12 protein-coding genes are annotated in these 12,728 nt (G+C 70.9%); 1 reads left to right on the top strand and 11 read right to left on the bottom strand.

Going from position 1 to position 12,728, the window contains the following annotated elements; genetic code table 11:
* Nucleotides 1-34: 34 nt before the first annotated feature.
* From AACH10_RS17595 to AACH10_RS17635, 9 genes are all read right to left on the bottom strand, one after another.
* Nucleotides 35-571, bottom strand: coding sequence for a MarR family winged helix-turn-helix transcriptional regulator (locus AACH10_RS17595; RefSeq protein ID WP_341411787.1), 537 nt, complete (start codon nt 569-571; stop codon nt 35-37).
* 138 nt (nt 572-709) lie between these two features.
* Nucleotides 710-2,734, bottom strand: a complete 2,025-nt coding sequence (locus AACH10_RS17600) for an ABC-F family ATP-binding cassette domain-containing protein (RefSeq protein ID WP_341411788.1) — start codon at nt 2,732-2,734, stop codon at nt 710-712.
* Nucleotides 2,735-2,775: 41 nt separating this feature from the next.
* Nucleotides 2,776-3,819: an alcohol dehydrogenase catalytic domain-containing protein gene (locus tag AACH10_RS17605; RefSeq protein WP_341411789.1), complete on the bottom strand. Its 1,044-nt coding sequence runs from the start codon at nt 3,817-3,819 to the stop codon at nt 2,776-2,778.
* 48 nt (nt 3,820-3,867) lie between these two features.
* On the bottom strand, nt 3,868-4,764 hold the full coding sequence (prmB, locus tag AACH10_RS17610; protein WP_341411790.1) for a 50S ribosomal protein L3 N(5)-glutamine methyltransferase: 897 nt from the start codon (nt 4,762-4,764) through the stop codon (nt 3,868-3,870).
* 57 nt (nt 4,765-4,821) lie between these two features.
* Nucleotides 4,822-6,039: a PilT/PilU family type 4a pilus ATPase gene (locus tag AACH10_RS17615; protein ID WP_341411791.1), complete on the bottom strand. Its 1,218-nt coding sequence runs from the start codon at nt 6,037-6,039 to the stop codon at nt 4,822-4,824.
* A 32-nt stretch (nt 6,040-6,071) separates the two neighbouring features.
* Nucleotides 6,072-6,905 carry a 2,3,4,5-tetrahydropyridine-2,6-dicarboxylate N-succinyltransferase gene (gene dapD / locus AACH10_RS17620; RefSeq protein ID WP_341411792.1) on the bottom strand — a complete coding sequence of 278 codons (834 nt, stop codon included), beginning with the start codon at nt 6,903-6,905 and terminating at the stop codon, nt 6,072-6,074.
* 13 nt (nt 6,906-6,918) lie between these two features.
* Nucleotides 6,919-8,139, bottom strand: a complete 1,221-nt coding sequence (dapC, locus tag AACH10_RS17625; protein WP_341411793.1) for a succinyldiaminopimelate transaminase — start codon at nt 8,137-8,139, stop codon at nt 6,919-6,921.
* A gap of 31 nt (nt 8,140-8,170) precedes the next feature.
* Nucleotides 8,171-8,596: an SET domain-containing protein gene (locus tag AACH10_RS17630; protein ID WP_341411794.1), complete on the bottom strand. Its 426-nt coding sequence runs from the start codon at nt 8,594-8,596 to the stop codon at nt 8,171-8,173.
* A 17-nt stretch (nt 8,597-8,613) separates the two neighbouring features.
* A complete protein-coding gene (locus tag AACH10_RS17635; RefSeq protein ID WP_341411795.1) occupies nt 8,614-9,162 on the bottom strand; it encodes a peroxiredoxin in 549 nt (182 codons plus the stop codon).
* A gap of 165 nt (nt 9,163-9,327) precedes the next feature.
* Between AACH10_RS17635 and AACH10_RS17640 the strand changes: the two genes are divergently transcribed.
* Nucleotides 9,328-10,872 (top strand): phospholipase D-like domain-containing protein, encoded by a 1,545-nt coding sequence (locus AACH10_RS17640; RefSeq protein ID WP_341411796.1) that lies wholly within the window; start codon nt 9,328-9,330, stop codon nt 10,870-10,872.
* A 57-nt stretch (nt 10,873-10,929) separates the two neighbouring features.
* Here the strand turns inward: AACH10_RS17640 and AACH10_RS17645 are convergent, their stop codons facing one another.
* Nucleotides 10,930-12,135: an MFS transporter gene (locus AACH10_RS17645; RefSeq protein ID WP_341411797.1), complete on the bottom strand. Its 1,206-nt coding sequence runs from the start codon at nt 12,133-12,135 to the stop codon at nt 10,930-10,932.
* Between the two features lie 62 nt (nt 12,136-12,197).
* Nucleotides 12,198-12,704 (bottom strand): preQ(1) synthase, encoded by a 507-nt coding sequence (gene queF / locus AACH10_RS17650; protein ID WP_341411798.1) that lies wholly within the window; start codon nt 12,702-12,704, stop codon nt 12,198-12,200.
* Nucleotides 12,705-12,728: the final 24 nt, after the last annotated feature.

Genomic DNA, 12,728 nt, shown 5'->3' on the forward strand with positions numbered 1-12,728 from the left:
TTTGCACGGCGGTTGGGGAAAGGTGCCGCGGCGTTCAGGCCGCGGCGGGAGGGGAAGCGTCGTTGGCCGCCTGGCGCAGTGCATCTCGCAGCTGGTCACGCAACTGCTTCAGGCGGGTGGTGAGTTCGGCGATCTCGGCCAGGTCGCAGGCCGAGGCGCAGGCGATGGCCTGGGGCACGGCCACGGCGCGGGCCTTCAGCGCGCGGCCCTCGGCCGTGAGCTGCAGCAGCACGCGGCGCTCGTCGGCCGCGTCGCGCTGGCGCAGCAGCAGGCCCTGGGCCTGCAGGCGCTTGAGCAGCGGCGTCAGCGTGCCCGAGTCGAGCTGCAGGCGCTCGCCGACCTGCGAGACGGTGACGCCGTCGCCCTCCCACAGCACCAGCATCACCAGGTACTGCGGGTAGGTCAGGCCCAGCGGCTCGAGCAGTGGCTTGTAGGTCTTGGTCATGGCCAGCGAGGCCGAGTACAGCGCAAAGCACAGCTGGTGGTCCAGCGCCAGCCAGGCCGCGGCGTCTTGCGGGGCCGCCGTAGCGGGCAGCGGGCTGGCGGTGGTGCGGGGGCGGCGCGAGGGCATGGGCTGAACTGTAGTTGGCAATTTAATTGCACACAATTTAAAAGGACTTTGAGAGGCCGGACAGCAAGGCTGCCCGGCCCGGATGGGTGCCGTGTCCGCGAGGGCGGGTCGCGCCGCGCCGCGGCGCGTGGGGTGGCCTCAGCCGCCGGCCGACGCGTTGATCGCTTCGATCTCTTCCTGCAACTCCAGCCAGCGCTCTTCCAGCATCGCGATCTCGGCGCCGATGTGGTTGAGGCGGCGGCCGGCCTCGGCCATCTCCGAGCCGGCGATGCTGCCGTCGGCGAACTGCGCCTCCAGCGCGGCCTTCTCGGCGCCCAGCTTCTCCATGCGGCCGTCGATCTGGCCCAGCTCGTTGCGCAGCGGCCGGGTCTTGTTGGCCAGTTCGGCGCGGGCCTGGGCTGCGGCCTTGCGGTCGTCCTTGCGGTTGCCGGCGTCGGCGGTCTTGGCGACCGGGGCGGGCGCCTTGGCGCCGGCCTTGCCGCTTGCGGCCGCCGGCTCGTCGCTGGCCAGCTGCGGCTTGGGCGGGGGCGGCGGCTCCAGGCCGCGGGCCACGGCGCGGCTGACTTCCAGCAGCCACTTCTGGTAGTCGTCCAGGTCGCCGTCGAAGGGCTGCACGCCGCCGGCCGTGACCAGCCAGAACTCGTCGCACACCTCGCGCAGCAGCGCACGGTCGTGGCTGACCAGCAGCACCGTGCCCTCGAACTCGTTCAGCGCGATCGACAGCGCCTCGCGGGTGCTCAGGTCCAGGTGGTTGGTCGGTTCGTCCAGCAGCAGCAGGTTGGGCTTTTGCCAGACGATGGTGGCCATCACCAGGCGCGCGCGCTCGCCGCCTGACAGCGTGCCCACCTTCTGGTGCACCATGTCGCCGACGAAGCGGAACTGGCCCAGGAAGTTGCGCAGTTCCTGCTCGCGCCCCTCCTGGCCCTGCACGCCCAGTTCGCGTGCCAGGCGCACCATGCGCTGCAGCGGCGTGTCGTCCTCGCTGAGCAGGTCGAGTTCCTGCTGCGCGAAGTAGCCGATGGCCAGGCCCTTGCCCTCGGTCAGCGTGCCGTCCAGCGGCGCCAGCGCATGGGCCACCGTCTTCACGAAGGTGGACTTGCCCTGGCCGTTGGCGCCCAGGATGCCAATGCGCTGGCCGGCCAGCACGGTGCGGTTGATGTTGCGGACGATCGGCTTCTTGCCGCCATCTTCCAGCGTGTAGCCACACACCAGATCACGGGCGGTGAGCATCGGGTTCGGCAGGTTGCCCGGCTCGCGGAAGTTGAAGGAGAAGTCGCTGTCGGCCAGCACCGGGGCCAGCTTCTCCATGCGCGCCAGCGCCTTGACGCGGCTTTGCGCCTGCTTGGCCTTGGTGGCCTTGGCCTTGAAGCGGTCGATGAATCGCTGCAGGTGGGCGATCTTGTCCTGCTGGCGCGCAAAGGCCGCGGCCTGCTGGCTCAGGCGCTCGGCGCGCATTTCCTCGAAGGTGGTGTAGTTGCCGCCGTAGCGCGTCAGCCGGGACTCGTCGAGGTGCAGCGTGACGTTGGTGATGGCGTCGAGGAACTCGCGGTCGTGGCTGATCACGATCATCAGACCTTGGAAGCGCTTCAGCCAGCCTTCCAGCCACACCAGGGCGTCGAGGTCCAGGTGGTTGGTGGGTTCGTCCAGCAGCAGCAGGTCGGCCGGGCACATCAGCGCGCGGGCCAGCTGCAGGCGCATGCGCCAGCCGCCCGAGAAGCTGTCCACCGGCGCATCGAGCTGGTCGAGCTTGAAGCCCAGGCCCAGCAGCAGCGCCTGGGCGCGGGCGCGGGCGTCGAAGGTGCCGGCGTGCTCCAGCGCCACATGCGCCTCGGCGATGGCATGGCCGTCGCCGCTGGCCTCGGCGGCGGCCAGCTGCTGGCGCGCCTCCAGCAGCGGGATGTCGCCGTCGAGCACGAAGTCGGTGGCCGGCTGCTCGGTCTCGGGCATGTGCTGGGCCACTTCGCCCAGGCGCCAGGTGGGCGGCATCTCGGCGTCGCCGCCATCGGCCTGCAGCCGGCCGGCCAGCAGTGCGAACAGGCTGGACTTGCCGGCGCCGTTGCGGCCCACCAGGCCCACGTGCTCGCCGGGGTTGAGGGTGACGCTGGCGTCTTGCAGCACCACCTTGACGCCGCGCCGCAGCGTGAGGTTCTTCAACTGGATCATCGGGATCGCGGCGGTTCAGCGCCGCTCAGGTATGCAGGGGTTCAGGAGGTGGCCGCGAGATCGAGCACGACTCGCGCGCCGATGCGGCCGGCGCGCATTTCGTCGAGCACGGCGTTCACGTCGGCCAGCGGGCGCTGCTCGGCATGGCAGTGCAGCTGGCCGGCGGCGGCCATGGCCAGCGTGGCGCGGATGTCGTCGCGCGTGCCGATGCTGGAGCCGACGATGCGGAACTCGCCGCCCACCAACTGCAGCGCGGCAAAGCTCAGCGGCTCGGGCGGCAGTCCGACCACCGACAACGTGCCGCCGGGGCGCAGCGCCTTCAGCGCCAGGTCATAGGCCGCGCGGGCGGCCGATGTCACCACTGCCACATGCGCGCCACCGAGCGCGCGCAGGGCCTTGGGCGTCTCGGGCGCGCGGGCGTCGAAGGCGTGGGCCGCGCCCAGCGCGCGGGCGCTGGCCAGCTTGTCCTCGGCCACGTCGAGCGCGATGACCTCGGCGCCCATCGCGCGGGCGATCTGCACCGCCAGGTGGCCCAGGCCACCCACGCCCACCACCGCCACGCGCTGGCCGGCGTGCACGCCGGCATTGCGCAGCGCGCGGAACGAGGTGACGCCGGCGCAGAACAGCGGCGCCGCCTCGGCGTTGCTCAGTGCATCGGGCACCGGCAGCGCAAAGTCGGCCTTGGCGCGCATGAACTGGGCATAGCCGCCGTCCACCCGCAGGCCGGTGATCAGCGTGTTGCGGCACAGGTTCTCCAGGCCGTCACGGCAGGGCTCGCACTGGCCGCAGGCCCAGTGCATCCAGGCCACGCCGACGCGCTGGCCCAGCGCCAGCTGGCGCACGTCGGCGCCGCGCTGCACCACGGTGCCCACCACCTCGTGGCCCAGGATCAGCTCGGGCTTGGTGATGGGCTTGAACGGCGGCGTGTCGCCGTCCAGGATGTGCAGGTCGGAGTGGCACACGCCGCAGGCCTGCACCTGGATCAGCACCTCGTCGGCGGCCGGCACCGGCAGCGGCAGCTGGCGCAGCGCCAGCGGCTGGCCGAAGCCCTGCATCACGGCGGCGTGCATCTGGGTGGGCAGCATGGCGGTGTCTCCTTCAGGCGGCGGTGGGCGGGTCGGATCGGCCGCGGCTCAGCCGGGCAGGGCACCCGGTGCGGTCAGCGCCTCGCGGGTCAGCAGCAGCACCTGGTCGTCGCCGGCGCTGGTGGGCAGCCACACCGGCTCCAGCGCCGGGAAGGCGGCCTCGAAGTGGGCGCGCTCGTTGCCGATCTCCAGCACCAGCACGGCGGTGTCGGTCAGGTGCGCCGGCGCCTGGCGCAGCAGCGTGCGGATGAAGTCCATGCCGTCGCTGCTGCCGGCGGTGTTGCCGTCCAGCGCCAGCGCCGGCTCGGCGCGGTACTCGGCCGGCAGCCCCGCCATGGCCTGCGCGTTGACATAGGGCGGATTGCACAGGATCAGGTCGTAGCGCGCAGCGCCCACCGCGCCCAGGCCGTCGCCCTGGCGCAGCGTGATGCGATCGCCCAGGCCGTGGCGCGCCACGTTCAGCGCGGCCACGGCCAGCGCATCGGCGCTCAGGTCGGCGGCGTCCACCGTCACCTCGGGCCAGGCCATCGCGGCCAGCACGGCCAGGCTGCCGTTGCCGGTGCACAGGTCGAGCACATGCTCGGTGTGCTCGCCCAGCCACGGGTCGATGGTGCCGTCGGCCAGCAGTTCGGCAATGAAGCTGCGCGGCACGATGACGCGTTCGTCCACCGTGAACGGCACGCCCTGCAGCCAGGCCTCGCCGGTCAGGTAGGCGGCCGGCTTGCGTGTGGCGATGCGCTCGTCCACCAGGCCTTCAGCCTGCGCCTGCTGCTCGGGGGTGACGGGCTGGTCGGCCACCTCGTCCAGCGCGTCGAGCGGCTGGCCCAGGCGCCACAGCACCAGCCAGGCCGCCTCGTCGAAGGCATTGGTGGTGCCGTGCCCAAATGAAACGCCCGCCGATTCGAGGCGGGCGCTCAGGGCGTGGATCAGGTCGATGACGGTCATGGCCAGGGTGCGGAGGTCAGGGGCCGGCGCGCGGGACGCGCCGGCCGGAATGGGGGCTCAGCGCGTCACCGGCGGAAACTGCACCGGCGGGCCGCCGGGCATGCCGGCCATGCGCTGCGACAGCGCGCCCTCGGGCACGATGTCGACGGTGAAGTCGGTGAACTGCGCGTCGTCGGGCTCGTCACGGCGTGGCGGCGTGCGCGAGGCGCTGGTGGTCTGGTTCTGCAGGCGCCACAGCAGGTCGGTGGTGGAGTCGGCATTCGCCAGGCCTTCGTCCCGCGTCACCGTGCCATCGGTGATCAGCCGGGCGATGTCTTCCTCGAAGGTGCGCGAGCCCTCGGCCACCGAGCGCTCCATCGCCTCCTTGATGCCGGCGAAGTCACCCTTCTCGATGAGCTCGGCCACCAGGTTGCTGTTGAACAGCATCTCGACGGCCGGCACACGGCCGCCGCCGTTGGCGCGCAGCAGGCGCTGCGACACGATTGCGCGCAGGCCCGAGGCCAGATCGCCCAGCAGCACCGGGCGCGTCTCGGGCGTGTAGAACGACAGGATGCGGCCCAGCGCGTGGTAGCTGTTGTTGGCGTGCATGCTGGCCAGCACCAGGTGGCCCGACAGCGCATAGCTCAGCGCGCCGGTCATGGTCTCGCGGTCGCGGATCTCGCCGATCATGATGCAGTCGGGCGACTGCCGCAGTGCATTGCGCAGCGCCACCTGGATCGACTCGGTGTCGCGGCCCACCTCGCGCTGGTTGACCACACACTTCTTGCTCTGGAACAGGAACTCGATCGGGTCCTCGATGGTGAGGATGTGGCCCGGCGCGGTGCGGTTGCGCAGTTCCAGCATCGAGGCCAGCGTGGTGCTCTTGCCCGAGCCGGTGGCGCCCACCATCAGGATCAGGCCGCGCTTTTCCAGCACCAGCTCGCCCAGCTTGTGCGGCAGGTGCAGCGTCTCCAGCGGCGGGATGTCGTGCGGGATGTGGCGCACCACGCCCGCCACCGAGCCACGCTGCTTGAACGCCGACAGCCGGAAGCTGCCGACGCGGTCCAGCGCCACGGCGAGGTTCAGCTCGCCGGTGTCGTCCAGGTCTTCCAGCTGCTGGGGCGTGAGGATCTCGGCCAGCAGCTGGCGCGGCTGCGAGGGGGTGAGCACCTGATCCGACAGCTGCAGCATCTGCCCGTGGATCTTGATCAGGATCGGCATGTTGGCCGAGAGGTAGACGTCGGACGCCTGCCGCTCGGCCATCAGCCGCAGGATGCGTTCCATCCGACTGCTCATGCTGACCCCTGTCTCGACTGCGGCGGGTTGGCTTACGGACGCAGCAGGTCGTTGATCGACGTCTTGCTGCGCGTCTGCGCGTCCACGCGCTTGACGATGATGGCGGCGTACATGCTGTAGTCCTGGCCGGCGGCGGTCTTCTTGGGCAGGTTGCCGCTCACCACCACGCTGCCGCTGGGCACGCGGCCGTAGGTGATCTCGCCGGTCTCGCGGTTGAACAGCGGCGTGCTCTGGCCGATGTACACGCCCATGCCCAGCACCGAGTTCTCCTCGACGATCACGCCTTCCACCACCTCGGAGCGCGCGCCGATGAAGCAGTTGTCCTCGATGATGGTCGGGTTGGCCTGCAGGGGTTCGAGCACGCCGCCGATGCCCACGCCGCCGCTCAGGTGCACGTTCTTGCCGATCTGCGCGCACGAGCCCACGGTGGCCCAGGTGTCGACCATGGTGGCTTCATCGACATAGGCGCCGATGTTCACGTAGCTGGGCATCAGCACCACGTTCTTGGCGATGTAGCTGCCGCGGCGCGCCACGGCCGGCGGCACCACGCGGATGCCGGTGGCCTTCATCGCGTCGTCGCTGACATGGGCGAACTTGGTGTCCACCTTGTCGAAGAAGCTCAGGTCGCCCGAGCGCATCACGTGGTTGTCGTTCAGGCGGAAGCTCAGCAGCACGGCCTTCTTGATCCACTGGTTCACCGTCCACTGGCCCACGCCCTGGCGCTCGGCCACGCGCAGCCGGCCGCCGTTCAGGTCGGCGATGACCGCCTCGACGGCCTCGCGGATCTTGGGATCGGCGCTGGTCGGGCTCAGGGCGGCGCGGCCTTCCCAGGCCTGATCGATGATGGTTTGCAGTTCGGTGGTCATGGGCTTTTCTCGCTCAGCGCAGGCTGGCCTTGTAGGAAGAGGTGAATTCGGCGATGCGGTGGGCCGCCTCCAGGCATTCGCTGGTGGTCGCCACCAGGGCCATGCGGATGCGACCGCGCCCGGGGTTGACGCCATGGGCCTCGCGGGCCAGCAGGCTGCCCGGCAGCACCGCCACATTGTATTGAGCCAGCAGTTGCTGGCCGAAGGCGATGTCGTCGCCCGGCTGGCCGTCCACGGATGGCACCGCCGCCCACAGGTAGAAGCCGGCGTCGGGCAGGGCCACGTCCAGTTGCGCGGCCAGCACCGGCGTCACCTCGGCGAACTTGGTGCGGTAGAGGTTGCGGTTGTCCACCACATGCGCCTCGTCGTTCCACGCGGCGATGCTGGCGGCCTGCACCAGCGGGCTCATCGCGCTGCCGTGGTAGGTGCGGTAGAGCAGAAAGGCCTTCAGGATAGCCGCGTCACCGGCCACGAAGCCCGCGCGCAGGCCCGGCACATTGCTGCGCTTGGACAGGCTGGTCAGCATCACCAGGTTGCGGAAGGCGGGCCGGCCCAGTGCCAGCGCCGCCTGCAGGCCGCCCAGCGGCGCCTCGTCGCGGAAATAGATCTCCGAATAGCACTCGTCGCTGGCGATCACGAAGCCGTGGCGGTCGCTCAGCTCGAACAGCGTGCGCCACTCGTCCAGCGGCATCACCGCGCCGGTGGGGTTGCCCGGCGAGCACACATAGACCAGGCGCGTGCGCGCCCAGGTGGCGGCGTCGATCTGGTCCCAGCGCGGCGCGAAGTTGCGCGCCGGGTCGCTGTTGGCGAACACCGTGGACGCGCCGCCCAGCAGGGCCGCGCCCTCGTAGATCTGGTAGAACGGATTGGGGCAGACCACCACGGCATCGCGCTCGGTGGGGTCCAGCACGGTCTGCGCCAGCGCAAACAGCGCCTCGCGCGAGCCGTTGACCGGCAGCACCTGGCTGGCGGCGTCCACCGTCACGCCGTAGCGGCGCTGCATCCAGGCAGCGCAGGCCTGGCGCAGGGCGGGGTCGCCCGCGGTGGGCGGGTAGACCGACAGGCCGGGCATGGCCGCGCGGATCGATGCCTCGATGAAGGCCGGCGTGGCATGGCGCGGCTCGCCGATGCCCAGGCTGATCGGGCGCAGGTCAGGATTCGGGGTGATGCCGGCAGTCAGTGCACGCCAGCGCTCGAACGGGTACGGGTGGAGCTTGCCCAGCAACGGATTCATGGCGCGGGATTATCCCCGCGGGCCATGGCTGTCAGAGGAAGCCGACGCACCCTGGTTGCCCGCAGCGGCAGGGCAGGGTGCCCTCGTGGTGCGTTTCGCCGTAGTTGACGGTGACTTCCTCGCCCGGCTCGATGGCACGCAGGCTGTAGAACTCGATGCGGCCGTCGCGGATCTGCAGCCGCGCGTTGGCCTGGCAGCTGTGGTTGGTGAAGCGCATCGGGTCGGTGCTCTTCGAGGCGTCGATGGCGTGCTTCGGCGACACCTCGACGATCATGATGCGCTGCTGGCCGGCGGCCCGGCGGCGCGCCTCGGCCACGCTGATGCTCTCGCCGCGGATCTCGCCGATCTTGCGGTGCGCCGGCACCGGCTCGGCCGCGAAGGCGCCGAAGCCGTCGATGCGGCTGCGTTTGACTGTGACGTCGTACTTCTGGTAGCTGGGGCGGATCGCCAGGGCCATGCGGGGGTGTCCTTGTTCTACTTCTTCGCGGCCTGCCAGGCCTTCAGCGCGTTCATCGTGTTGGCCACGTGGCGGTAGGGGTTCAGGCTGGTGAACTGGAACAGCACCTTGCCCTCGGGCGAGATCAGGTAGCTGGTGCGGTTGGCGTAGTCGGGCTTGAGCTTGAGCACCGCGTCATAGGCCTTCATCACCTTCTGGTCGACGTCGGCGCCCACGGCGAACTTGTTGCGGCACTCGGTGACCGAGAAGCGCTTGAGCGATTCCAGGTCGTCGGCCGACACGCCGATGACGGTGGCGCCCAGCTGTTTGAACTGGTCGGTGGCCTCGGCGAACTGGTGTGCCTCGATGGTGCAGCCCACCGAGAACGCGGCCGGAAAGAAGTACAGCACCACCGGCCCCTGCTTCAGCGCATCGGCCAGCGAGAAGCGGAAGGTGCTGCCGCCCAGCGCCGCATCGAGCGCGAAATCGGGCGCCTTGTCGCCCACGTCCAGCGCGGCCTGCGCCGGCAGGCTGCAAAAACTTAGCACGAAGGCAGCAAAAGCGGCTGTGGCAAGGGATCGTGGCATTGCGTATCCTCCGCGCCGATGAACGACAGCAGGGGTTTCGTGGGTGGATGGCCAGGTCAGCAAGTTGCGGGCCTGGCAAACCTTGCGCAGCGTGCGCGGGGGCGTGGCGTCGTCGCACCGGATGATAGCCACGCGGCCCTGCGCGTCCTCGCATGGCTGACCCTGTTGCTGCTGTTGCTGTGGCTGGGCGGCTGCGCCACGCTGCCGCAGGGTGTGCAGCGCCAGCCGTCGAGTGCCATCCCGGCGGCCACCGACACGCTGCTGGGCCGCATCGCCGCCGAGTCGCAGCCCGACGAGGAGCTCACCGGCATCCGGCTGCTGCCCACCGGCCCCTATGCGCTGGACACCCGCCTGGCCCTGCTGCGCCATGCGCAGCGCTCGGTGGACCTGCAGTACTACGTGCTGCAGAACGACGAGACCGGCCGCGTGCTGCTGCGCGCCGTGCGCGACGCGGCGCTGCGCGGCGTGCGCGTGCGCCTGCTGCTCGACGACCTGTACACCGCCGAGACCGATGCCCTGCTGTCGGCGCTGTCGGCGCATCCCGGCATCGAGATCCGGCTGTTCAACCCGTTCCCGGCCGGCCGCGAGGGGCTGGTCAACCGCTTCCTCGCGTCGGCAGCCGATTTCCGGCGCGTCAACCGCCGCATGCACAACAAGCTGTTCATCGTGGACGGCGCGATGGCCGTGCTGGGCGGGCGCAACATCGCCGACGAATACTTCATGCGCCATGCCCAGGCCAACTTCGTCGACCTGGACGCCTTTGTCACCGGTGCGCTGCTGCCCCAGTTGCAGCAGGCCTTCGACGATTACTGGAACAGCCAGGCCGTGTACCCGCTGCACGCCATCGTGCCGCCCGACGCGCCGGCGGCCGAGTTGCGCCGCCAGTTCGACGCCGCGGTGGCCGACGCGCCCGCGCCGCCGCCGCCCCCGGCCACCGACGTGCTGGGCTACGGGCCGATCAGCGACGAGATCGAGTCGGGTCGCCTGGGCCTGGTGTGGGCTTTCGCCACCGCCTACGCCGACCCGCCCGACCGCATCAAGGGCCAGGGCGCCAGCTATGGCAACGTGCCGCTGGAGGACGTGCAGTCGGTGCGCTACAGCGTGGTGGACATGATGCGCGGCGCGCGGCGCGAGGTGATCGTCACCTCGCCGTACCTGATCCCCGGCGAGCACGGCATGAAGCTGTTTGCCGACCAGCGTGCGCGCGGTGTGCAGTTCAAGCTGCTGACCAACTCGCTGGCCTCCACCGACGAGCCGCTGGTGCACCTGGGCTACCGCAAGTACCGGCGCGACCTGCTGAAGATGGGCGTCGACCTCTACGAGCTGAGCCCGCTGCGGGTCAAGCGCAACAGCCGCCTGGGCTTCCTGATGCCCAGCCTGGGCCGGCTGCATGCCAAGACCGTGGTGGTGGACCGCCAGCGCGTGTTCATCGGCTCGATGAACTTCGACCCGCGCTCGGACAAGCACAACACCGAGCTGGGCATGTTCATCGACAGCCCCGACATCGCCCGCGAGATGCTGCGCCTGGTGGACCTGGACAAGCTGCAGGCCGCCTACCGGGTGCAGCTGAAGGCCGACGGCCAGACGCTGCAGTGGCTGGCCAATGACGAGGAAGGCGAGATCAGCGTCGAGCACGAGCCCGACACCGACTGGCTGATGCGCCTGTGGCTGGAACTGCTGGCGCCGCTGGCGCCGGAGGAACTGCTGTAACCGGGGCACCCGGCCCCGTGGGCGCGCGGGTCCACCTGCCGGGCGGATGCGGGCCCTCTATGCGGCCGGCCGGGCCTGCAGCCTGCGCTCGGCGCGCAGGGCCCAGGCGCCCAGCAGCACGCCGAGTGCGGCCGCGCTGGCGGTCACCCAGCGCGCCGAGCTCCAGTGCCCGGTGGCGGCCACCACGGCGGCGATCAGCGGCGTGCCGAAGAACTGGCCCAGCTGCGAGCACTGCATCACCGCGCCCTGCACGGCGCTGATCTGGCTGGGCGTGCGCGCCAGCGCAGCCGAGGCCGTCAGCGCCGCCGCCGGGATCAGTCCGCCGGTGAACGACAGCGCCACGCTGCAGGCGAAGCGCACCCCATCGGGCAGGCTGTCGCTGAAGCAGCCCAGGCCGAACAGACCGGTGGCCACGTGTGTCCAGGCGATCAGCCGCCCGCGCGAGAGGCCGTGCTGCACCAGCATGCCGCCGATCAGGTTGCCCGGCACGCAGGCCAGCAGCATGGTGCAGGTGAGCAGGGCCACGGCCACCGCGCCCAGGCCACGCTGCTCGCGCAGGAAGCTGGGCATCCAGATGATCAGCGCGAAATGCTGCAGCGCCCAGGCGCCAAAGGCCAGGCCGTAGACCCAGGGCAGCGGCTGGCGCAGCACGGCCAGCGTGGGGCCCCAGGCCAGGGCGTGGCCGCTGGGCGCGGCGCCCGCGTAGTGCGCGCGTTGCAGCCAGGTGGCGGCGGCGGCCGTCAGCAGGCCGGCACTGGCCAGCCACCACAGACCGCGCCAGCCGGCGGCCTGCAGCAGCAGCGGTGACAGGGCCATCGCCAGCCCGGCGCCTGCCGGCAGGTAGGTGGCCCACACCCCCAGCGCGAAGCGCCGGTCGGCCGGTGCGGCGGCGGCGCTGATCAGCGTGGGCGCCGTGGCCGCCACGGCCAGGAAGCCGGCGCCTTCGGCCAAGCGTGCGGCGATCAGCCAGGCAAACCCGCTGCCGCCTGCGGCCGCCAGCTGGGCGGCGGGCATCAGCGTGATGGCCAACGAGGCCAGGGCCCCCAGCAGCAGGCCCGCCAGCAGCAGGCGCAGCGCACCCAGCCGGCCGGCCGCCAGGCCGGTGGCGAGCGCACCGCACACGGCCAGCGTGACCAGCGTAGACGACACCCAGCCGGCCTGCACTAGGCTCAGGCCCAGCTCGGCGCGCAGCGCGCCGATGGCCAGCGGCACCTTGCCGACGTTCATCGCGATGGCCACGCCGGCGCTGGCGGCGGCCAGCACGGCAGGCCAGTGGGTGCGTGGCGCAGCGCCCGCGGGGCCGTGCCGCGGCGGGCCGGCGGGGGTCAACCCAGCAGCCCGCGCTCCATCGGCAGCGCCGGCAGGTCCACCGCCGGGGCCGGCTTCCAGCCCTTCTGGCGGTGCTCGGCCACCACGTTGGTGTAAATGCCGCCGCGCACGTACCACTTGGCGGTGATGCGGATGAAGCGCGGATCGGTGGCGGCCACGATGTCGTCGAGGATGGTGTTGGTCACCTTCTCGTGGAACGCACCCTCGTCGCGGTAGCTCCAGAAGTACATCTTCAGGCTCTTCAGCTCCACGCACAGCTTGTCCGCGATCATGTCGATCGTGAAGTGCGCGAAGTCGGGCTGGCCGGTCAGCGGGCAGTGGCAGGTGAACTCGGGCACCTGGAACTGGATCAGGTAGTCGCGGCCCGGCGAGGGGTTCTCGAAGGTGTGCAGCTGCTTGCTCGGCGCGCTGGGCGGATTGGGCGGCAAGGGGCGCTCGTTGGCCTGCGGGGCCGTGGCGGATGCGTTCTTGGCGGGGGTCTTCTTGCTGGGCGTCTTGGCCATGGCGGCGCGGCTCGGGGCCGGGTG

The organism is Pseudaquabacterium inlustre, from assembly GCF_038066595.1.
Lineage (GTDB): Bacteria > Pseudomonadota > Gammaproteobacteria > Burkholderiales > Burkholderiaceae_C > Pseudaquabacterium > Pseudaquabacterium inlustre.